The organism is Ilumatobacter sp., from assembly GCF_039969435.1.
Taxonomy (GTDB): domain Bacteria; phylum Actinomycetota; class Acidimicrobiia; order Acidimicrobiales; family Ilumatobacteraceae; genus Ilumatobacter_A.
Map to the genome: position 1 here is coordinate 356,397 of NZ_JBDVNU010000036.1, position 22,137 is coordinate 378,533.

Consider the following 22,137-nt stretch of genomic DNA (forward strand, 5'->3'; position numbering starts at 1 on the left):
CACCACGAGTGCCGCATGAGCGGCACGTACCTCGACAAGATCGTCGAGCACCATCGAGCCGCGGCCCGCGAGGATCTGCGCTCTCTCGACCGACTCGTCGAGCGCGTCGGTGACCTCGACCCGTGTCGTGGCTTCCGCGCCGCGCTCACGGGCCGCGAGCAACTCGGGGTGATCGCAGAGATCAAGCGACGATCGCCGTCCAAGGGCGCGTTGGCGCCCGATCTCGACGCCAGGGACCTGGCTCGTGCGTACGAGCGCGGCGGGGCGGCGTGTCTGTCCGTCCTGACCGACGTCGATCACTTCGGCGGTTCCGTCGACGACTTGCAGACCGCCCGTGCGGCGTGTTCGCTCCCCGTGCTCCGCAAGGACTTCACGGTCAGTGAACTGGACGTGGTCGACACGCGGCTGATGGGCGCCGACTGCCTGCTGTTGATCGCTGCGGCGATCGACAAGAAGCAACTGGTGGCGTTCTGCCAGCTCGCGAAGGAGATCGGACTCGACGTGTTGGTCGAGATCCACGACGAGGGCCAGCTGGACGTCGTGCTCGCGGCCGATGCGACGTTGATCGGTGTCAACCAGCGCGACCTCGAGACGTTCGAGGTCGACCACGAACGGGCGGTGCGCATGGCCGACGTGATTCCCGGTCACGCCATCAAGGTGGCCGAGTCCGGAATCCGCCACGGTGCCGACGCGAGGGCATTGGAGTCGGCGGGGTATCAGGCGGTGCTGGTGGGGGAGATGCTCGTGACCAGCGAGAGTCCTGCAGACGCGATCGCCGAACTCATCGGCTGATCAACCTGCCCGCTTGGCGCGCTCTCGTCGCACCTGGCCCACGAGAGCCCGTTGGTACAGACCGGCGGGGAGGCGCGACACGATGTCGAACAGCACGGCATCGGGCCCGATCAGGGCGCGACGCCGGTTGCGTTCGACGGCGCGGAGGATCTGACGGGCCGCCTTGTCGGGTGTCGTGCGTGCGAGCTTGTCGAACTCCTGCACGAAGTCCTCCGGGCTCGCACCGGTGGCGATCATCGACTCGTCGGTGCGTGCGTTGCGGGCGATGTTGGTCTTGATGCCGCCCGGGTGGATCGTGGTGCACGACACTCCGCACGGATCGATCTCGAGCTCCATCCGCAACGCGTCGGTGAAGCCGCGTACTCCGAACTTGGATGCGTTGTAGGCCGACTGCGACGGGATGCTGATCAGCCCGAAGACGCTGGAGATGTTGACGACGTGCCCGTCACCCGACGCTTTCAGGTGAGGGAGGAACGCCTGGGTCCCCGACACCACACCCCAGAAGTTGATGTTCATCAGCCATTCGAAGTCCGCGAGTGACTGGCCCATCGCCGATGCGCCGAGCGCGACTCCGGCGTTGTTCACGACCAGGTCGACTCTGCCGTGGTCGGCGACGACCTGGTCGGCCCAGGCGAACACGGCGTCGCGATCGGCCACGTCGAGCGCCGTGGGCGTGACCCGCACACCGGAACGTTCACAGCGCAGCACGGTCTCGGCAAGACCGGCTTCGTCCACGTCGCCGAGCGCCAGGTGGCAGCCGCGCGCTGCGAGCTCCACGGCGAGTGCGCGGCCGATCCCCGAACCGGCGCCCGTGATCGCGGCGACTCTGCCGGAGAAGTCCTTCACGCTTCGTCCCAGGCGTCGAGGCCGGCCTCGACCCGTTCGATCAGCGTCTCGAGAACGGCGACGCGGGCCCACTTCTTCTGCTCGCCGGAGATCAGGTTCCACGGTGCCGCAGCGTGATCGGTCCGCTCGAACATCTCCTCGGTGGCCTCGTCGTACTCGCTGCGCTTGTCGCGATTGCGCCAGTCCTCATCGGTGAGCTTCCAGCGGCGCAGAGGATCCTGTGCTCGATCCTCGAAGCGCTTCAACTGCTCGTCGGCGCTGACCTGCAGCCAGAACTTGACGATGATCACACCCTCCTGCGCCAGGTCGCGTTCGAAGTTGACGATCGAGTCGTAGGCGCGGGTCCATTCGGCTCGGCTGGCGAAGCCCTCCACACGCTCGACGAGCACCCGCCCGTACCAGCTCCGGTCGTACACGCACATCCCGCCCCGACCGGGCGCCTTGGACCAGAACCGCCACAGGAAGTGGTGGCGCAGCTCACGCGAACTCGGTGCTGCGTAGCTGTAGACGCTGTAGTGGCGCGGGTCGAGATGTTGGACCATGCGCTTGATCGCCCCGCCCTTGCCTCCCGCATCGGAGCCCTCCATCACGACGAGCAGGCCCGGCCCGAGGTCGCCGTCGTTCGTGTGGCCGCCGAGCCGCAGCCGGAGCTCCAGAAAACGCTGTTGTGCAGCGGCGATCCGCTCGTCGTACTCGCTCGAGGAGAGACGAGCGGTCATGTCGATGTCATCGAGGCGTCCCATGCACGCGCGACCCTAGACGTGAGAGGTTTCGGCGTCCCGATCCCACGTGGTCCACGACTGCCTGGGGTACCGTTCGTCCCACCATGTTCGTGAAGATCTGCGGCATCACCAACGAAGACGATGCACTGCTCGCGGTGGCGATGGGGGCCGACGCGGTCGGCTTCATCTTCGCTCCGTCGCAGCGCCAGATCGCCCCGCAGAAGGTGTACGACATCACGCGTCGACTGCCGCCCGAGATCCTCACGGTCGGCGTGTTCCGCAACGAGGTGCCGTCGCGGGTGATCGAGATCGCCGACCGGGCGGGTGTGAAGGCGGTGCAACTCCACGGCCGTGAGACCCCCGAGCAGACCAAGCAGGTCGCCGCCCGGTTCCGATGGGTGATCAAGGCGTTCGCGGCCGGTGACGACGAGCTGCCGGTCGCCGACCAGTACGGAACCGACATGATCCTGATGGATGCGCCCGACCCCGGTTCGGGAAAGGTGTTCGACTGGAACCTCGCCGGTGACGCACCGTCGCAGATGAAGTTGATCCTCGCCGGCGGGCTCACCCCCGACAACGTTGCGGGCGCGATCAAGGAGGTCGAGCCGTGGGGGGTCGACGTCGCCACGGGCGTGGAGAAGGAGCCGGGCCGCAAGGATCCGATCGCCCTGATGCGCTTCATCGAGAACGCGAAGGAGGCAGCGCCCGAGCAATACCTGGGCGAGGACGAGGGCCCCTACAACTGGGACTTCGAATAGGTCAGATCGGGACGGTGCTCGGAACCCCGAGAACTTCTGTCATTCCCAGCGAAACCTTTCCGTCGGGCGGACCGGTGGCACACTGGCGTCGTGTACGACTACGTGATCGTCGGTGGTGGCTCTGCCGGATGTGCGCTCGCCAATCGGCTCAGCGCCGACCCCACCCACGAGGTGCTCCTGATCGAAGCGGGTCGCCGCGACTGGAAGTGGGACGTGTTCATCCACATGCCCGCCGCACTCGCGTTCCCGATCGGGAGTCGCTTCTACGACTGGAAGTACGAGTCCGAACCCGAGCCGTACATGGGTGGTCGCCGCATCCACCACGCCCGGGGCAAGGTGTTGGGTGGATCGTCGAGCATCAACGGCATGATCTTCCAGCGGGGCAACCCGATGGACTACGACAAGTGGGGCGCGATGCCCGGCCTGGAGAACTGGGACTGGGCGCACTGCCTCCCGTACTTCAAGCGGATGGAGAACACGCTGGCCGGTCAGGACCCGAACCAGGACGGTCTCCGCGGTGACGATGGGCCGCTCGCCCTGGAGCGGGGGCCGGCGGACAGCCCGCTGTTCGCCGCGTGGCTCTGCGCCGGGGAGCAGGCCGGGTTCCATCGCAGCGACGACGTCAACGGGTACCGCCAGGAGGGCTTCGCACCGTTCGACAAGAACGTGTCGCGCGGGCGTCGGCTGAGTGCTGCACGCGCCTACCTCCATCCCGTCCTCGACCGTCCCAACCTGACGTTGATGACGCGCGCCCAGGTCGACCGGGTGCTGTTCGAGGACCACGACGAGCCCACACGTGCGACCGGAGTGGCCGTGCGCAGGCTCGGTGTGGCCGGCCGGTTCGGCCGGAGGCGTGCCGAGAACGTCCGGGCGAAGGAGGTGATCCTCTGCGGAGGAGCGTTCAACAGCCCGCAGCTCCTGCAGTTGTCGGGAGTCGGCGACCGCGACCACCTCGAATCGCTCGGGATCCCGGTCGTCGCCCACGTCCCGGGTGTCGGTGAGAACCTACAGGATCACCTCGAGGTGTACATCCAGTACGAATCGAAGCAGCCGGTGTCGATCCAACCCCATCTGGCGCACTGGAGGAAGCCGTGGATCGGGCTGCAGTGGCTGTTCCGCAGAGGGCCCGGAGCGACGAACCACTTCGAGGCCGGAGCCTTCGTCAAGAGCAACCCCGCCGAGTCGTACCCGAACCTGATGTTCCACTTCCTGCCGATCGCGATCCGCTACGACGGGTCATCGCCGGGTCGACCCGACGGCTCGGGCTCCGAGATCGAGCACGGGTACCAGGTGCACGTCGGACCGATGTACTCCGATGCCCGAGGCACCGTGAAGATCACCACCCGCGACCCGAAGCAGCATCCGGCCGTGCTGTTCAACTACCTGTCGACCGAGCAGGATCGCCGGGAGTGGATCGAGGCGGTCCGCACGGCGCGCAGGATCCTCACGCAGCCGGCGTTCGACGACTTCAACGCCGGCGAGATCTCGCCGGGTCCGTCCGTGGAGACCGACGAGGAGATCATGGACTGGGTGGCCGAGGACTCCGAGACGGCGCTGCACCCGTCGTGCACGACGCGAATGGGTGCGCACGACGATCCGATGTCGGTGGTGGACCCCGACACGATGAAGGTTTGGGGGACCGAGGGACTGCGCGTGGTGGACGCCGGATGCATGCCCAACGTCAGCAACGGCAACACCTACGCGCCAACGATGATGATCGCAGAGAAGGCGTGCGACCTCATCCTCGGCGTGGAACCGTTGCCGCCCGACCACACTCCGGTGTACCGCAGCGCCGCCGTCGAGGGCGGTCGTCGGTGACGTCGGCGGCCGCGGATCACGGCTCGGGCCGTCGGTGCGCGCCGCTCCTGGATCTCACCAGTACTCCTCGAAGTGGATGTTGCCGGGAGCGTGGCGACGATCGACGGTGAAACCCCGCTCGCTCAGGAGTTGCACCACGCCGACGGTGTCGGGGAACTTCAGCTCGCCGTCCTCGTCCTCGGGGATGCCGATCATCGCGGGATTGCCGCACAGGAAGACGTGCGTGGTCTCCGGTGAGAGCGTCACGCCCAGTCGGGAGCTGAAGTCGTCGTCGCGGATCAGGTCCTGGAGGTAGCGCTTGGGCACCCCCGGTTCACGCGTCGGCATCGGCAGGTAGTGGTAGTTCGGGTAGCGGGATTCGAGTTCGCGGTGCTTCTGCTCGTAGCCGAGGTCCTTCGACTCGCGCACGGTCACGGCCGAGATGATCGGCCCGGTGTGCCCCTTGCGCAGGAGTTCGACGATCATCCCGTTGTGCGGAGCCTCACCCGTTCCGGTCGAGAAGAAGACGATCTCGGCCTTCGGATCGGTCACCGGCTTGAGCGTGTACCGACCGGCCACCTTCGGGCCGAGGTAGATGCGGTCGCCGACCTGCTTGAGCGCCAGACGAGGCGTGAGTGCCGGGGTGTTGTCCTCGGTCGGCGGGACGAGGACGATGTAGAACTCCAACTGGTCGAGACCGTTGTCGTCGGTGAGATAGCCGTGCTCGTCGAACATCCGAGAGGAGATCGAGTACGACCGCCGGATCAGCTTGTCCCATCGCTGCTCGGCCTCCGGATCGGGAGCGTCGTCGATCCGTTCCTCCCAGAAGCCCAGGCCGAGCGAGGCGTACTGGCCGGGAAGGTACGAGGTGTCGCCGTGGTCGGGCCGGACGCGCAGGACCCACAGGTCGGAGTGCGTCGGCTCGAAGGCGGTGATGGTCGCGTTGTAGTGCTCCTGGCGCAGTTCCTCGATCGCCCCGGTGTGCTTCGTTCGGCGCGTGAGCCCCGAGGCGACGGGCTCGACGTCGAGTTCGGGGAACAACGCCTCGGCCATCGCCACGCCGACCTGCCAGCCTGGAGCCGTGGTGGCCGGAGCGTCGACGTCGGGGTCGCCGATGAACCAGAGTCGACCGGAGTCGATGGCGGCGTCGCTCGCGCCGACGTCACCCGGGCGGAACATGCTGCGACCCGGTGCGAACACGACCTGGTCGAACTGCAGGTCGGGTGTGCGGCGGTCACCGAAGTCGGCCATCGGAAAGCCGTCGACCAACGTGAACTGCTTCGGGGTGGAGCGGTACAGCAGCGTGGCCTGGCGCTCGCGCTCGAGTTTGCGCAGCACGCTCGCACCGGCGGGTGACAGCAGGGACGGGTCGAGGCCACTCGCCGCGAGGACGACGCGGTTGCCGGTGTCGGCGAACTGTGCGCACAACTCCACGGCGTGGTCGGAGAGTCCGACGACGAGCACGTCCTCGTCGGCGAAGGGGCCGGCGGCGCCGATGTGGATCCGGGGGCTGTCGGGCAGGCTGATCGGAGGCGTCCAGTCGGTGTCGACGTGGCGATCGGCGACGAGCACGGCACGGGTGCGATAGCTGAGTCGGTTCGTGTCGACGACGAGGTGAGCGTCGCCGAGGACGTCGATCGAAGTGACGGTCTCACCGAACCCGACGTCGAGTTGGTTCGGCCCGATCAGGTCCGGCAGAGCGACCTTCGACGCCGACTCCAGGACGCGTACCCGCTGCAGTCCGGAGCGCAACGACGAGATCGCCACCGACAGACCGCCGGCGGAACCACCGATCACGATCAGGTCGTAGACCGTGGTTGGCGTGGTGTCGTTGGCTCCCATCTGCACAGCGTGCCAAATCGGTGGCGTTCACGTCCCATCCGCTGACGGAGCGGATCGAGTGTCCTGACCCGATGGGCGACGTGGCTCAGGCCTGGAGCGCGTCGACGGGGTAGGCGACGACGAGCCCTCCGGCGAGCTGGTCGGTGCGTGCGGCGGCGTCGATGTCGTCGGGTTTCGACCGTCGGGGGTCGACGCCGTCCACGACGAACACCGCGATGGTCCCCATCGTGCACGCCGCTGCGAAGAAATCGGGTCCGTCGTGGGTGTCCGACGCCAGTGCGACGTCGGCCAGGTGGAGGTCGAAGGCGAATCGGTCCAGCACCACGGCGACGGAGGGATCGGCGGGGACGGGACTGCACGGGTATGCCGTGACCCGGCCCAGGCGCGAACGCACCGCCCCGAACGACATCGGGTTGCCGTCCACGTCGGTGACGGATTCGAGCGGGACGACGACCTCGGCTCGTCCGTCGAGGACCGAGGTGCGCGACCCCGGACGTCGACGCCGAGCCATGGGTGCCGGACCGGCCGGCGTCAGTTCTGCTCGGACTTGAGGCGGATGATGTTCAACGCAGACCCGGCCTGGAACCACTCGACCTGTTCGGGGCTGAACGTGTGGTTCGCCGCGAACTCGAAGGTGTCGCCGTCGGGCTTGGTGACCTGGACCGTGACCTGCTCGCCGGGAACGGGAGGGAGCGTGAGGATCGAGATCCGGTCGTCCTCCTCGATCCGGTCGTAGTCGGCCGGGTCGGCGAAGGTGAGCGGCACCATGCCCTGCTTCTTCAGGTTCGTCTCGTGGATCCGGGCGAAGCTGCGGGCGATCGCCACCAGACCCAGCCGGAATCGTGGCTCCATGGCGGCGTGTTCACGGCTCGACCCTTCGCCCATGTTCTCGTCACCGATGACGACCCACGGCTGCCCGGCCCGGTGGTACGCCTCGGCAGTGGCGGGGAACCGTGCCACCTCGCCGGTGAGGACGTTCTTGCCGTAGCCGACCTCGTACTCGGTCCCGTCGGCCTGGCGGAAGGCGTTGACGGCACCGAGGTAGAGGTTGCCCGAGATGTTCTCGAGGTGGCCGCGGAACTTCAGCCACGGACCGGCCATCGAGATGTGGTCGGTGGTGAACTTGCCCTGCGCCTTCACCAGCACCGGCAGGTCGCGGAACTGCTCGTCGGGGACCGGAGCGAACGGTTCGAGCAACTGCAACCGGTCGGAGTCGGGTGACACGATGACCTCGATGTCGTCACCCCCGGTGGCGGGCGGCGCGGTGAACGTGTCCTCACCGCGGTCGTAGCCGGCGTCGGGCAGGACCTGACCGACGGGTGCGTCGAGGCGGACCTCCGTGCCGTCCGGGGCGGTGATGGTGTCGACGGTGGGATCGAAGTCGAGCCGACCCGCGAGAGCGATGGCCATCACCGTGTCGGGCGACGTGACGAAGGCGAGGGTGTTGGCCGAGCCGTCGTTGCGCTTCGGGAAGTTGCGGTTGTACGACGTGACGATCGTGTTGATCTCGCCGGTGATCGACTCGGGTCGGCTCCACTGGCCGATGCACGGCCCGCACGCGTTGGCGAGCACGGTGGCTCCGACCGCTTCGAGGTCGGCGAGCAGGCCGTCACGCTCGATGGTCGCGCGGGTCTGCTCCGACCCGGGCGTGATCATCAGGTCGATCTTCGCCATCAGCCCGTGCGCCGAGGCCTGACGGGCGATCGATGCGGCGCGGGTGATGTCCTCGTAGGACGAGTTCGTGCACGAACCGATGAGGGTGGCCGACGGCACGAGCGGCCAGTCGTTCTCGCGGGCGGCTGCGCCGACGCCCGCTGCACCGACCCGGTGTGCCAGGTCGGGGGTGTGCGGCCCGTTGATCAGCGGCTTCAGTTCGTCGAGGTCGATCTCGATCAGTTGGTCGTACAGCGCACCGTCGTCGGGACGCAGGTGCTCCGCGACCGCATCGGCGGCGGCGGCGAGGTCGGCACGGAACGTGGCCTCGAGGTACTGGCGCATGTTGTCGTCGTAGCCGAACAGGCTGGTGGTGGCGCCGATCTCGGCACCCATGTTGCAGATCGTTCCCTTGCCGGTCGCCGAGATGGAGTCGGCGCCCGGGCCGTGGTACTCGACGATCGCGCCGGTGCCGCCCTTGACCGTGAGTTGGCGTGCCACCTCGAGGATGACGTCCTTCGGGCTGGACCAGTCCGAGAGCGAGCCGGTGAGCTTGACGCCGATCACCTTGGGCCACTTGACGTTCCAGGGGAAGCCGGTCATGACGTCGACGGCGTCGGCGCCACCGACACCGATGGCGACCATGCCGAGACCGCCGGCGTTCGGCGTGTGGCTGTCGGTGCCGATCATCATGCCGCCGGGGAAGGCGTAGTTCTCCAGTACGACCTGGTGGATGATGCCCGAGCCGGGACCCCAGAAGCCGATGCCGTACTTCGCCGACACGCTGCGCAGGAAGTCGTAGACCTCCTTGTTGGTGTCGACGGCGACACCGAGGTCGATCTTGGCGCCGACCTTGGCCTGGATCAGGTGATCGCAGTGCACGGTGGAGGGAACCGCCGCCTCGTCGAGTCCTGCGGTCATGAACTGGAGGAGTGCCATCTGGGCCGTTGCGTCCTGCATCGCCACGCGATCGGGATGGAAGTCCGCGTAGCTGTCGCCGCGCACCAGTTCCTGGTTCTGCGGGTCGGTCAGATGGTTGATCAGGATCTTCTCGGTCAGCGTGAGCGGACGTCCGAGACGCTCGCGTCCGAGAGCGACGTTGTCGGCGAGGGTGGCGTAGACGGCATCGACGATCTCGATGGGGGTGGTGGCGGTCGCTTTCATGCACACCAGCATGCCATGTAGACAAGTAGAGTACAAGTTCATGACGAGCGACTTCTCCGGTTCCACTCCCGAGTGGGTCGGCATCGACCACGTCCAGTTGGCGATCCCCGTCGGCGGCGAGGACCTGGCTCGCTCCTTCTACGTCGACGTGCTCGGTCTGACGGAGATCCCGAAGCCGGCGGTGATGGCGGCGCGAGGCGGCGCATGGTTCGAAGCGGGTGAGGTCCGGGTACACGTCGGCGCCGAAGCGGACTTCGTGCCGGCACGCAAGGCTCACCCGGCACTGACCGTGAGAGGGCTGGAGCAGTTCGTCGAGTCGAGTGGACTCGATGCCACCTGGAACACCGAGATCGAGGGCCTGGTGCGCTGCCACGTCGACGACCCGTTCGGCAACCGGATCGAACTGATCGACACGCCCCGGTGTCCGACACCCGCAACACGCTCGAAACAGGTGGGGGAGTCGTCGTGAGGCGGATCCGGTACCAAGAGATCGCCGAGGCGTTGCGCGAACGGCTGGCCGATGCGCCCGTCGGGTCCGTGCTCGCCTCGGAGTCCGAGATGTCGGCGGAGTTCGCGGCCTCGCGGGTGACCGTGCGGCGCGCACTCGAACTCGTGCGTGACGACGGGTTGATCGCGGCCCGCCAGGGTTTCGGCTGGTACGTCGCCGGCGAACCGGTGCGCCAGTCGCTCGAGACGCTGGGAACGATCGAATCGCAGGTGGAGGGCGTCGGCAAGATCTCGGAACGAAAGATCGCCGAGTTCGCGTTCGAGGACGCCCCCGAGCGGGTGCGCAAGGTGCTCGGCGTGACCGACGTGCTGCGCGTCAAGCGCATCAATCTCGCCGACGGAGAACCGTTCGCCGTCGTCACCGTGTGGTGCCCCGCCGACCTCGCCGCGACGTTCTCACGACGCGACGTCGAGCGGCGTCCCTTCTACGAGTTGCTCGACATCGAGCTGCGCGGAGCGACCCAGACCATCGGCGCCGACCTCGCCTCGGCATCGGACGCAGCGCTGCTCGGTGTACCCGAGAGGGCACCCGTACTGCGGTGTCAGCGCGTCACCACCGATCACGCCGGTCGGGCGGTGTTGGTGAGCGAGCACCTGTTCGCCGCACACCGCACGGAGTTCGTGGTCGAACTGCCTCAGGCGGAACCGAGCATGACGCCGAGCGGACTCCGTCTCGTCGAGTAGCAGCCGTCCGATCCGCCCACGCACCGTGGACGACGGACGCGCCGGGTGCTCATCGACGCCTCATTCTTGCTTGTGAGGTTAACTGTTGCTCAAGATCGATGACGCAGACTGGACTCTCCGGTGGCCGGACTGTTGACTGCGTTCATGACTACAGGGCGGTCCGAACCAGGTGGCGGGCCGTGCCGTCCCCCGGCGACGTCGCTCGGGCGGACGGTCTGAACGCATGGCGAGCGTGGGCGACGGGGCGCAACTGACGCGACCGACTCTCACCGTCGTCGCTCTCACCGCACTGCTCGCCGGTGTGGCGGGGACGGCGTTCGTGCGCGACGGCGCGTGGGATGCCGTGATGCCGTCACCGTGGTGGATGCCGGTCGCGATCGTCGTGTGCTTCGCCCTGACGGAGCGGTTCTCCTTCTCCTTCGAATACCGACGCGAGGCCATCTCCTTCACGATGTCGGAGGTGCCGATGGTGCTGGCCCTCGTCTACCTGGGGCCGGCCACGGCGGTGATCGCCCGGACGGTCGTAGGAGTCGCGATGGTTCTGCGATCACGACGAACGCCGCTGCTCAAGGTGTCGTTCAACGCCGCACTGTTCGCCTTCGAGACGGCGTTCGCGTTCGCCGTCTGTTCGTGGGTCATCGACCGGGTCGGCATGTCCGATCCCACGTTGCTCGTCGCGGTCGCGGCGTCGGCGACGATCACGACCGTGCTGGGCGCCGTGGCCGTCCACCTCGCCATCGCAGCGTTCGAGGGCGGGCTGCTCCGTCGAATGGCAGCCGAACTGCCGATCAGCATCGCGACGGGCACGCTCGGTGCTCTCGTCGCCGTCGGTTGCGTCGCACCGGCCTTCATCCGCGCCGAGTTCGTCCTCTTCTCCGCCCTCCCGGTGGTCGCGGTGTGGACGGTTCTGGTGCGACACGGTCGCCTCGCCCAGCGCCACCGGGACCTCGAGTCCATGCACGGCTTCGCCGGAGCGATCGGCCGTTCGCTCGACATCGACGATCTCGCCGACGTGACCCTCGCGCAGGTCCGATTCCTGGTGCGTTCGGAACGTGCGACGCTGATCGTGTACGAGCGGAGCGGCGTCGCCGGTCTCGTGTGGACGGACGGTCCCGGCGGACTCCGTGCCGGCGGCACCGACGACCTGGAACGCTGGACGCCTCTGCGCAGCATCGCCGGAGCGCAGTGGGTCACCGTCCACGACGACGGCCGGGTCGAACCCGCAGCCCACGCGGAGACCGACACGGCAGCCGTCCCGCTGTGCGACGCGAACGGCCCGCTCGGCCTCCTCGTGGTGTCGGGGCGTCTCGGGGGACCACCCGGCTTCGAACCCGACGACGTCGACCGCCTGTCGATGATCGCGTCGCAGCTGGAATCGCAACTCGCCAACGCGGTGGCCCACGCCCGCATGGAGTTCGCGGCGTCGCACGACGATCTGACGGGAGAATGGAACCGGGCGGCGTTCGATCGTCTCGTGACCGACGCGCTCGTCACGCCGAGTTCGGGTGGCGTCCGCGCTGCGATGATGATCGACCTCGACAAGTTCAAGGAGGTCAACGACACCCTCGGCCATCACATCGGCGACGTCGTGCTGAAGGAGTTCGCCGCCCGCATCCGGCGCCTCCTCACGCCCGAAGACGTCTTCGCCCGCTTCGGCGGCGACGAGTTCGCGCTCTACGTCGAACGGACCGACCCGCTCGAGATCCGCCGCCTGGGGGAACGGATCCTGGGCGAGTCGTACACCGCCATCGGAATCGAGGGACTCGACGTGGTGGTGACCTCGAGCATCGGGATCGCGGCCGCACGGGGTGACGATCGTGACGCCGCGGCGTTGCTGCGTCGCGCCGACATCGCCATGTACACCGCCAAGCAGCAACACGCAGGATGCGAGTCCTACAGCGAGGGAATCGATCGTCGGACGCCCGAGCGACTGACACTGCTCGGCGATCTCCGACAGGCGCTCGATCGTGGACTGCTCGTCGTCCACTACCAACCCAAGGTGGATCTGGTGTCATCAGCGGTGGTCGGAGTCGAAGCGCTCGTGCGCTGGCAGCACGAGACCCGCGGGTGGGTGCCGCCGGAGGACTTCATCCCCCTAGCCGAGGAGAGCGGTCTGATCAGGATGCTCACCGACCAGGTGCTCGGCAGCGCTCTGGCGGAGTTGCGCCGCTGGCACGACGACGGGTTCGACCTCACGGTCGCGGTCAACCTCTCGACGCTCGATCTCCTCGACGAGCTGCTGGTGGACCGGATCGCGCGTCACCTCGAAATGACGGGGCTCCGACCGGAGAACCTGGTCCTGGAGATCACCGAGTCCTCGCTCATGGTCGAGACTCCACGCGTGATGGCGACGATCCAGCAACTGGACCGACTCGGTGTGGGCCTGTCGCTCGACGACTTCGGCACCGGGTTCTCGTCTCTGAGCTACCTCCGTCGCCTGCCCGTGACCGAACTGAAGATCGACCGGAGCTTCGTGGGCAACCTGCTGCTCGACCCTCAGGACGAGGTGATCGTGAAGTCGACCATCGACCTCGGCCACAACCTGAACCTGCGGGTCGTGGCCGAGGGAATCGAGAACGGTCCGATCTTCGAGCGGCTGCGACTGCTCGGATGTGATCTGGGTCAGGGATACGGGATCTCGCGTCCGCTGCCGGCGGACCTGTTGAGCCGATGGCTGGTGGGATGCGAGTTCGCCACGTCGGAGCGGGTCCGAGCGATGCCCGGGATCGTGGAGACGAGCGCCTGACGCCGACGTGACCCGTCGCGGAGGTCTCCGACGATGGTCGTAGCTTGACGGCCATGAAGATGTGGGACAGCTTCCGGTCGGTCGCCCGGTTCGCGCCGATCGAGTGGGACGCGACCAGCCGGCGCCTGGCCAAGGTGGCATCGGTCGACGACCTCCGACGACTGGCGAAACGGCGACTTCCCGCCGGAGTGTTCGACTACATCGACGGAGGGGCCGAGGACGAACGGACCCTCGGCGCCAACTCGTCCGACTTCGCCACCGTCGAGTTCCGGCCCCGCGTGATGCGTGACGTGTCGCGACTCGACACGTCGACCACGATCTTCGGCACACCGGCGGCCATGCCGGTGATCCTGTCGCCGACCGGCTTCACCCGCATCGCCCACTCGCAGGGCGAACTCGCCGTCACGCGCGCCGCCGCACGGGCGGGCGTCCCGTGGTCGCTGTCGACGATGGGGACCCGCTCGATCGAGGAGTGCGCCGAGGCCAATCCGACGGGGGAGAAGTGGTTCCAGATCTACACCTGGAAGGACCGTGGCCTGGTCGAGGAACTGGTCGGTCGCGCACGGCGCGCCGGGTACGGCGCAGTCTGGCTCACGGTCGACACCGCCGTACTGGGTCGGCGCGAGCGAGACGTCCGGCGGGGGATGACCCTGCCGCCCAAGCTCGGACCCGCGACCCTCGTCGACGGCGCCATCCACCCGGGGTGGACGTGGGACTTCCTGCAGGGAGGGCCGATCACATTCGCCAACATCGTGGGCCGGCACGACGAGGACGGCTCCACCGCGATCACGCTCGCCGACCACGTCGCCCGGCAGTTCGACCAGGCGCTGTCCTGGGACGACATCGACTGGCTGCGGTCGATCTGGGACGGCCCGATTGTGTTGAAGGGCATCCAGACCGTGGCCGACGCGAAGCAGGCGGTCTCGATGGGAGTGGCCGGGATCGGACTCTCCAACCACGGTGGCCGCCAACTCGACGACGCACCCACGCCAGTGTCGCTGATCGAACCGGTGCGCCAGGAGGTCGGCGACCAGGCGACGATCATCTGCGACGGCGGCATCCGGCGCGGGAGCGACATCGTCAAGGCGATCGCCCTCGGTGCCGACGCCGTGTCGCTCGGTCGCCCCTACTTCCTGGCGCTCGGTGCGGCGGGCGAGGCCGGCGTGGACTGGTTGCTCGACTTCCTGCGCTCCGGGATGGAACGCACGATGGCGCTCACCGGGTGCCGCTCAGTCGCCGAGATCGACCGCGATCTCGTGGCCTGGAAGCGCTGACGGAGCGATCCGTCACCACTCGTCCCAGTGCAGGACCGTGTCGAGCGGGAGCCGGTCGGCCGGCTTGAAGTCGGTCCCGATGGTGTATGCGATCGGGAACAGGCCCGCCTGTGTGACCTGATCGTGCGGGATGCCGAGGATCTCGGCGGCCTCCGCGTCGCCACCGTCCATCAGGTGGATCGTCGTCCATGCGGAGCCCATCGCCCGTTCGCGCAGTGCGAGCATGAAGCTCCAGACGGCCGGCAGGATCGACCCCCATGCCGACGCCGCCTGGAACGCCGGCGCACGGTCCAACTGACCGGTGATGCACGGGATCATCATCATCGGAACGCGGTGGAAGTTCTCGACCAGGTGCTCGGCGGACGAGGTCACCCGGCCCTTCTGGTCGTAGCGGGGATCGCCGGGCTGGTACTCGTTCGACGCTGCCATGCCGGCGTACTTCTGGAAGTTGCGTGCGTAGATGTCCGCGAGCGCCTGCTTCTTGGCGGCATCCTCCACGATCACGAACTGCCATCCCTGGCGGTTCGAGCCGGTCGGCGCCTGCAGTGCGATGTCGAGACACTCCTCGACCACCGAGCGCTCCACCGGGCGCTCGAGGTCGAGTCGCTTGCGAACGGACCGCGTGGTCGTCAGGACGTCATCGGCGGACAGATCGAGATGCATGGAGCGAGCATCGCAGTCCGACCGCCTGGATCAGAAGTTGGAGTCGTCGGCCGAGGCAGCCCAGATGAACAGCGCGGCGACGGCGATCGCGAACAGCACGACGAGGATGATTCCGATCAACCCCAGGATCCATCCAGCCTTGGCCATGCCGCGGTTCGACCACGCACCCGGAGCCGCATCGATCTCCTTCTGCGACGACCGACCCAGGAAGAACGCGATCGGAGCCATGAACAGCGTCGGGACCCCGTAGCACGGGAGCATCGCGAGGCCGACGATGCCGACGATCATCGACGCGGTCGCCTTTCCGTTCGACTGGGCCACGGGCCCGAACCCTGCCTGGCCGTACGGCTGATAGCCCTGCGGCGCCTGCTGTGGGTGCGACGTCGGCGGGTACGTCGGCTGGCTCCCGTACGCCGGTGGAGTCGGGTAGCCGGTGCCTCCGGGCGCCGGTGGAGGGGCGGCCCCGCTGTTCCCGTCGGAAAACCACGGGTTCTGATCGTCGCTCACGTCCAAGGTTGTAGCACGGCCTCGTCGGCACGCATCGCCGTCTGACAGGATCGCCACATGTCAGCACGCGTCTCCATCTCGATCCACGGCGGCATCGCCGACGTCCAGCTCACCCGCTCCGACAAGCGCAATGCGCTCGACCCGGAGATGTTCCTGGCCGTCGCCGAGGCCGGTGAACGGCTCAAGACCGAGCCGGGGGTACGCGTCGTGGTGCTGTCGGGCGACGGCCCGTCGTTCTGTGCTGGGCTGGACATGAGCAGCATGCAGGCGATCGGCGACTCATCGGACGGCGGCGATGCGAAGTCGACGAATCGGGACGGCAATCCGGGCCAGATGGCCGATGGCCGGATCACCCACCTCGGCCAGCAGATCTGTTGGGTCTGGCAGGAGGTGCCCGTGCCCGTGATCGCCGCGGTCCACGGCCACGCACTCGGCGGCGGCCTCCAGCTGGCGCTGGGCGCCGACATCCGCATCGCCCACCCGGACACGAAGATGTCGGTCCGCGAGGTGTACTGGGGACTCGTGCCCGACATGACCGGCACGTTCATGCTGTCCAAGCTGGTGCGACCCGACATCGCCCGCGAACTCACCTACACCGCCCGTGTCTTCTCGGGGACCGAGGCGGCCGAACTGGGCCTGGTCACACGGCTGAGCGACACCCCGTACGACGATGCGATGGCGCTGGCCACCGAGATCGCGGCGCTCAGCCCGGGTGCCGTGCGCGGATCCAAGGCGATGTTCAACGCGCTGGATCACGACGGGGCCGCCGAGGCGTTCGCGAACGAGCGCCGCGTGATCGGCGAGCAGATCGGGTCGGCGAACCAGAAGGAGTCGGTGGTGGCCAGCTTCGAGAAGCGAGCTCCCGTCTTCGCCGACGTTTGAGCATCGGTGGCGCCAGACTGATCGCATGCTGATCGAGCAGATCCGAACCGACCTGGTCACGGCCACCAAGGCGAAGGACACCGTCGCCCAACGCACTCTGCGCTCGGTGATCGCCGCGGTGCAGGAGGCCGAGGTGAGCGGCGACGAAGCCGTCAAGCTCGACGACGCCGGGGTGCAGGCCGTCGTGAAGGCGCAGGTGAAACGACGGATGGACGCCGCCGAGGCGTTCACGTCGGGCGGTGCGACCGAGCGCGCCGACGCCGAACGGGCCGAGATGGCGATCCTCGAGGGCTATCTGCCGGCCGCGCTCGGCCAGGACGAACTCGATGCGATCGTGTCGTCGGTGTTCGCCGAACACGGTTTCGCCTCGCCGTCCGACATGGGTGCGGCGATGAAGGCCGTCAACGCCGAGGTCGCAGGACGAGCCGACGGCCGCACGGTCGCCGACCTGGTGAAGTCCCGCCTGGCCTGATCCGCCGGATCACGGCGCAGCGATCACGAGGGAACGATGGCGTCGTCCGGCGCCTCCAGGCTCTAGGCTCTCCACGTCGCCTCAGTGTCGAGGCACCCGCCGTCCGGTCAGAGTCGACCTCCGGCCCTGCGAGCAGATCAACGTCGATCAGCCGCAGCGTTCGTTCCGACCCCTCCGGGCCCGCGCCCGGACTCATCTTTCGAGGATGTGCCCGATGACGATCAACCCCAGCGCCGTCCCTGTCGACGCCGCGCCGTGCGCCGCGCCGTGCGCCACGACGACGCCCGGGAACCGGCCTCCCGGCCCGATCGGACTGTACGACCCACGCAACGAGCACGATTCGTGCGGCGTCTCCTTCGTCGCGAACCTGCGCGGTGTGCGTTCGAACGAACTGGTCATGACCGGGTTGACCGCCCTCACCAACCTCGAACACCGTGGCGCCACCGGCGCCGAGCCCGACACCGGCGACGGGGCAGGCATCCTGCTCCAGGTGCCCGACGCGCTGTACCGGGCGGTCGTCGACTTCGAACTCCCCGCCGCGGGTGCCTATGCGACCGGCATCGCGTTCCTTCCGGCCGATGCGGTCGCGCGGGAGAAGGCCGAATCGGGGATCGATGCGGCGATGGCCGACGTCGGTCTCCGGGTGCTCGGCTGGCGCGACCTGCCGGTGAACCCCGACTGCCTCGGCACGACGGCGCGTCGCGTGATGCCGACGTTCCGCCAACTCTTCGTCTCCGACCCGGCCGGCGCCACCGACATCGACCTCGACCGCAAGGCGTTCGTCGCCCGCAAACGCATGCGTCGCGAACTCGTGGACGAACTCGACACCTACTTCGCGTCGCTGTCCTCGCGCACGATCGTCTACAAGGGCATGCTCACCACGCCGCAGCTGAGCCAGTTCTTCGCCGACCTGACCGATCCACGCATCGAGTCGGCGCTGCTGCTCGTGCACTCCCGGTTCTCCACGAACACCTTCCCGGCCTGGCCGCTGGCGCACCCCTACCGATTCGTGGCGCACAACGGCGAGATCAACACGGTGCAGGGGAACCAGAACTGGATGCGCGCCCGCGAGGCGATGCTCCAGAGCGACCTGCTGCCCGGTGTCGACCAGGCGTTCCCCATCTGCACCCCCGGTTCGTCCGACACCGCACGCTTCGACGAGGTGCTCGAACTGCTGCACCTCGGCGGGTACCCGCTGCACCACGCCGTCATGATGATGATCCCGTCGGCGTGGGAGAACGACACGACGATGAGTCAGGAACTGCGTGACTTCTTCCGGTTCCACGCGTCGATGATGGAACCGTGGGACGGTCCCGCCAGCGTCACCTTCACGGACGGCAAGGTGATCGGTGCGGTGCTCGATCGGAACGGGCTGCGCCCCAGCCGCTACTGGGTGACCGACGACGACCTGGTCGTCATGGCCTCCGAGGTCGGCGTGATCGACATCGACCCGAGCAGGGTCGTCGCCAAGGGCCGCCTCCAGCCCGGCAAGATGTTCCTGATCGACACCGACGCAGGGCGGATCGTCGCCGACGACGAGATCAAGGCGAGCCTCGCGAGCGAGCATCCGTACGGCGAGTGGCTCGAGCAGGGGATGGTCTCACTGGCCGATCTCCCCGAACGCGAACACATCGTCTTCAGTCACGACAGCGTTCTGCGACGCCAGCAGATGTTCGGCTACACCCACGAGGAACTCAAGATCCTGTTGGCACCGATGGCGTCGAAGGGCATGGAGGCCCTGGGCTCGATGGGCACCGACACGCCGCTCGCCGTGCTCTCCGAACGACCCCGCCTCCTGTTCGACTACTTCAAGCAACTGTTCGCACAGGTGACCAACCCGCCGCTCGACGCGATCCGCGAGGAGGTCGTCACGTCGGTGTCGTCGACCGTCGGCCCCGAGGCGAACCTGTTGTCGCCCGGGCCCGAGAGCTGTCGCCAACTGGCCTTGCCCTATCCGATCATCGACAACGACGAACTCGCCAAGATCATCCACATCGACGACGACGGTGAGCACCCCGGCCTGCGGGCCAAGGTGCTGTCCGGTCTCTACCGGGTCGAGGACGGAGGTGCCGGTCTCGCGTCCGCGATCGAGCGCATCTGCCAGCAGGCGTCGGACGTGATCGAGAGCGGCGCGCGCATCCTGGTGCTGTCCGACCGCAACGCCGACACCGTCGACGCCCCGATCCCGTCGCTGCTCCTGACCGCCGCGGTCCACCACCACCTCGTGCGCACGAAGCAGCGCACCATGGCCGGCCTGATCGTCGAGACGGGCGACGCCCGCGAAGTGCACCACATGGCACTGCTGATCGGTTACGGAGCCGGAGCGATCAACCCGTACCTGGCCTTCGAGTCGATCGAGGACCTGATCGCCGAGGGCATGCACGACATGGGCGACCTCGACCCGCAGCAGGCCATCCGCAACTACATCAAGGCGGCCAACAAGGGCGTCCTGAAGGTGATGTCGAAGATGGGTGTGTCGACCGTGGCGTCGTACACCGGTGCACAGATCTTCGAGGCGATCGGTCTGGGTGACGATCTGGTCGACACCTACTTCACCGGCACGATCAGCAAGCTCGGCGGGATCGGTCTCGACCAGATCGCCCGAGAGGTCCAAGCCCGCCACTGCGCCGCGAACCCGCGACGCCCCGAGGAGCGCGCCCACCGCAAGCTCGAACTCGGCGGCGAGTACCAGTGGCGTCGTGAGGGCGAGCCGCACCTGTTCAACCCCGAGACCGTGTACAAGCTGCAGCACTCGACGCGCAGTGGTCGCTACGACATCTTCAAGGAGTACTCGGCGACCGTCGACGATCAGTCCAAGAAGCTGATGACCCTGCGCGGACTGTTCGACTTCGTCGACGACCGGGCGCCGGTGCCGATCGACGAGGTGGAACCCGTCAGCGAGATCGTGAAGCGCTTCTCCACCGGGGCGATGAGCTACGGCTCGATCAGCGCCGAGGCCCACGAGACGCTCGCCATCGCGATGAACCGGCTGGGTGCCAAGTCGAACACGGGGGAGGGCGGCGAGGACGCCGAACGGCTCTACGACCCGGAGCGTCGCTCGGCGATCAAGCAGGTGGCGTCCGGTCGTTTCGGAGTCACGTCGGAATACCTGACCAACGCCGACGACATCCAGATCAAGATGGCCCAGGGCGCCAAGCCGGGCGAAGGCGGCCAACTCCCCGGTCACAAGGTGTACCCGTGGATCGCCAAGACGCGCCACTCCACGCCGGGCGTCGGCCTGATCAGCCCGCCACCACACCACGACATCTACTCCATCGAGGATCTCAAGCAACTGATCCACGACCTGAAGAACGCCAATCCGTCGGCACGTATCCACGTCAAGCTCGTCGCCGAGACGGGCGTCGGCACCGTCGCCGCGGGTGTGTCCAAGGCGAAGGCCGACGTCGTGCTGATCTCGGGCCACGACGGTGGGACGGGAGCCAGCCCCCTCACCTCGCTCAAGCACGCTGGCGGGCCCTGGGAACTGGGTCTCGCCGAGACCCAGCAGACGTTGATGCTCAACGGCCTCCGCGACCGCATCGTCGTCCAGGCCGACGGCCAGATGAAGACCGGTCGTGACGTGGTGATCGCCGCACTGCTCGGTGCCGAGGAGTACGGCTTCGCGACCGCACCCCTGGTGGTGTCGGGCTGCATCATGATGCGCGTCTGCCACCTCGACACGTGCCCGGTGGGCGTGGCCACCCAGAACCCGGTCCTGCGCGAGCGCTTCTCGGGTCAGGCCGACTTCGTGGTGAACTTCATGCAGTTCGTCGCCGAGGAGGTCCGCGAGATCATGGCGACCCTCGGCTATCGCACGATGGACGAGATGATCGGCCACGTCGAGTGCCTCGACACGCGAGCCGCCGTCGACCACTGGAAGGCTTCGGGCCTCGACATCGGGCCGGTGCTCATGGTGCCCCAGAATCCGTACGGCCAGACGATGATCCAGTCGGTCGGTCAGGACCACGAACTCGACGTGGCCCTCGATCAACAGTTGATCGCACTGTCGCAGGCCGCCATCACCGACGCCACCCCCGTCTCGATCGAACTTCCGATCCGCAACATCAACCGGACCACGGGAACGCTCCTCGGCCACGAGGTGACCAAGGTGTGGAAGGGCGCCGGGCTGCCCGACGGGACGATCGACATCACGTTCACCGGCTCGGCGGGCCAGAGCTTCGGTGCCTTCGTGCCGAGCGGGATCCAGATGCGGTTGATCGGCGACGCCAACGACTACGTCGGCAAGGGCCTCTCGGGTGGACGTCTGATCGTGCATCCCGACCCGACGGCGTCCTTCGAGGCGGGAAGTCAGGTGATCGCCGGCAACGTCATCGGCTACGGCGCGACGGGAGGCGAGATCTTCCTCAGTGGCATGGTCGGCGAGCGATTCTGCGTGCGCAACTCGGGCGCACTGGCGGTGAGCGAAGGCGTCGGCGACCACGGATGCGAGTACATGACCGGTGGCCGCGTCGTCGTGCTCGGGCCCACGGGCCGCAACTTCGGTGCCGGAATGTCCGGCGGCATCGCCTTCGTGTACGACCCCGGCGGCGAGTTCTCCGATCGCGTGAACTACGAGATGGTCCAGCTGGAGGAGATGAACGACGGGGAGCGGGCGTGGCTGCACGACACGATCCTCCGGCATCGCGAGTTGACGGGATCCCAGGTGGCGGACCGCATCCTGTCGTCGTGGGGGAGCGAGGTCGACCACTTCCGCAAGGTGATGCCGACCGACTACAAGCGGGTGCTCACCGTCATCGAGCAGTCCGAAGCCGACGGCCTCGACGAGACCGAGACCGTCGCCAAGATCATGGAAGCAGCGAGGATCTGA

General features: G+C 67.6%; 17 protein-coding genes. 10 read left to right on the forward strand and 7 right to left on the reverse strand.

The window, feature by feature from the left end:
- Nucleotides 1-15 precede the first annotated feature (15 nt).
- Nucleotides 16-792, forward strand: a complete 777-nt coding sequence (gene trpC, locus ABJK40_RS18915; RefSeq protein WP_348480988.1) for an indole-3-glycerol phosphate synthase TrpC — start codon at nt 16-18, stop codon at nt 790-792.
- Here trpC and ABJK40_RS18920 read toward each other — a convergent pair whose 3' ends face one another.
- Nucleotides 793-1,638 (reverse strand): SDR family NAD(P)-dependent oxidoreductase, encoded by an 846-nt coding sequence (locus ABJK40_RS18920; protein ID WP_348480987.1) that lies wholly within the window; start codon nt 1,636-1,638, stop codon nt 793-795.
- Nucleotides 1,635-2,381, reverse strand: coding sequence for a UDP-galactose-lipid carrier transferase (locus ABJK40_RS18925; protein ID WP_348480986.1), 747 nt, complete (start codon nt 2,379-2,381; stop codon nt 1,635-1,637). The genes ABJK40_RS18920 and ABJK40_RS18925 overlap by 4 nt, the downstream gene beginning before the upstream one ends.
- An 83-nt stretch (nt 2,382-2,464) precedes the next feature.
- Here ABJK40_RS18925 and ABJK40_RS18930 point away from each other — a divergent pair, with 83 nt between their 5' ends.
- Together ABJK40_RS18930 and betA are read left to right on the forward strand one after the other, a co-directional pair.
- On the forward strand, nt 2,465-3,118 hold the full coding sequence (locus ABJK40_RS18930; RefSeq protein WP_348480985.1) for a phosphoribosylanthranilate isomerase: 654 nt from the start codon (nt 2,465-2,467) through the stop codon (nt 3,116-3,118).
- A 90-nt stretch (nt 3,119-3,208) separates the two neighbouring features.
- Nucleotides 3,209-4,936 carry a choline dehydrogenase gene (gene betA, locus ABJK40_RS18935; protein WP_348480984.1) on the forward strand — a complete coding sequence of 576 codons (1,728 nt, stop codon included), beginning with the start codon at nt 3,209-3,211 and terminating at the stop codon, nt 4,934-4,936.
- 54 nt (nt 4,937-4,990) lie between these two features.
- On the opposite strand, the gene ABJK40_RS18940 is transcribed toward betA, so the two are convergent.
- From ABJK40_RS18940 to ABJK40_RS18950, 3 genes are all read right to left on the reverse strand, one after another.
- Nucleotides 4,991-6,757 (reverse strand): hypothetical protein, encoded by a 1,767-nt coding sequence (locus ABJK40_RS18940; protein WP_348480983.1) that lies wholly within the window; start codon nt 6,755-6,757, stop codon nt 4,991-4,993.
- Nucleotides 6,758-6,842: 85 nt separating this feature from the next.
- Nucleotides 6,843-7,268, reverse strand: coding sequence for a hypothetical protein (locus tag ABJK40_RS18945; RefSeq protein ID WP_348480982.1), 426 nt, complete (start codon nt 7,266-7,268; stop codon nt 6,843-6,845).
- 20 nt (nt 7,269-7,288) lie between these two features.
- A complete protein-coding gene (locus tag ABJK40_RS18950) occupies nt 7,289-9,574 on the reverse strand; it encodes an aconitate hydratase (protein WP_348480981.1) in 2,286 nt (761 codons plus the stop codon).
- Between the two features lie 40 nt (nt 9,575-9,614).
- Between ABJK40_RS18950 and ABJK40_RS18955 the strand changes: the two genes are divergently transcribed.
- From ABJK40_RS18955 to ABJK40_RS18970, 4 genes are all read left to right on the forward strand, one after another.
- Nucleotides 9,615-10,043: a glyoxalase gene (locus tag ABJK40_RS18955; RefSeq protein ID WP_348480980.1), complete on the forward strand. Its 429-nt coding sequence runs from the start codon at nt 9,615-9,617 to the stop codon at nt 10,041-10,043.
- Nucleotides 9,995-10,765 carry a GntR family transcriptional regulator gene (locus ABJK40_RS18960; RefSeq protein WP_348480979.1) on the forward strand — a complete coding sequence of 257 codons (771 nt, stop codon included), beginning with the start codon at nt 9,995-9,997 and terminating at the stop codon, nt 10,763-10,765. Before ABJK40_RS18955 ends, ABJK40_RS18960 begins: the two co-directional genes overlap by 49 nt.
- A gap of 223 nt (nt 10,766-10,988) precedes the next feature.
- Nucleotides 10,989-13,511, forward strand: coding sequence for an EAL domain-containing protein (locus ABJK40_RS18965; protein WP_348480978.1), 2,523 nt, complete (start codon nt 10,989-10,991; stop codon nt 13,509-13,511).
- A gap of 53 nt (nt 13,512-13,564) precedes the next feature.
- On the forward strand, nt 13,565-14,785 hold the full coding sequence (locus tag ABJK40_RS18970; RefSeq protein WP_348480977.1) for an alpha-hydroxy acid oxidase: 1,221 nt from the start codon (nt 13,565-13,567) through the stop codon (nt 14,783-14,785).
- 12 nt (nt 14,786-14,797) lie between these two features.
- Here the strand turns inward: ABJK40_RS18970 and ABJK40_RS18975 are convergent, their stop codons facing one another.
- Both ABJK40_RS18975 and ABJK40_RS18980 read right to left on the reverse strand, forming a co-directional pair.
- Nucleotides 14,798-15,448 carry a nitroreductase family protein gene (locus ABJK40_RS18975; RefSeq protein WP_348480976.1) on the reverse strand — a complete coding sequence of 217 codons (651 nt, stop codon included), beginning with the start codon at nt 15,446-15,448 and terminating at the stop codon, nt 14,798-14,800.
- 30 nt (nt 15,449-15,478) lie between these two features.
- On the reverse strand, nt 15,479-15,955 hold the full coding sequence (locus ABJK40_RS18980; RefSeq protein ID WP_348480975.1) for a DUF4190 domain-containing protein: 477 nt from the start codon (nt 15,953-15,955) through the stop codon (nt 15,479-15,481).
- A gap of 57 nt (nt 15,956-16,012) precedes the next feature.
- Here ABJK40_RS18980 and ABJK40_RS18985 point away from each other — a divergent pair, with 57 nt between their 5' ends.
- The 3 genes from ABJK40_RS18985 (at nt 16,013) to gltB (ending at nt 22,137) form a co-directional block, all read left to right on the forward strand.
- On the forward strand, nt 16,013-16,837 hold the full coding sequence (locus ABJK40_RS18985; RefSeq protein ID WP_348480974.1) for a crotonase/enoyl-CoA hydratase family protein: 825 nt from the start codon (nt 16,013-16,015) through the stop codon (nt 16,835-16,837).
- 25 nt (nt 16,838-16,862) lie between these two features.
- Entirely contained in the window at nt 16,863-17,309 is a 447-nt protein-coding gene (locus tag ABJK40_RS18990) for a GatB/YqeY domain-containing protein (protein WP_348480973.1), read from the forward strand.
- A 214-nt stretch (nt 17,310-17,523) separates the two neighbouring features.
- The gene (gltB, locus tag ABJK40_RS18995; RefSeq protein WP_348480972.1) at nt 17,524-22,137 is read left to right on the forward strand and encodes a glutamate synthase large subunit; all 4,614 of its coding nucleotides are present in this window, start codon (nt 17,524-17,526) and stop codon (nt 22,135-22,137) included.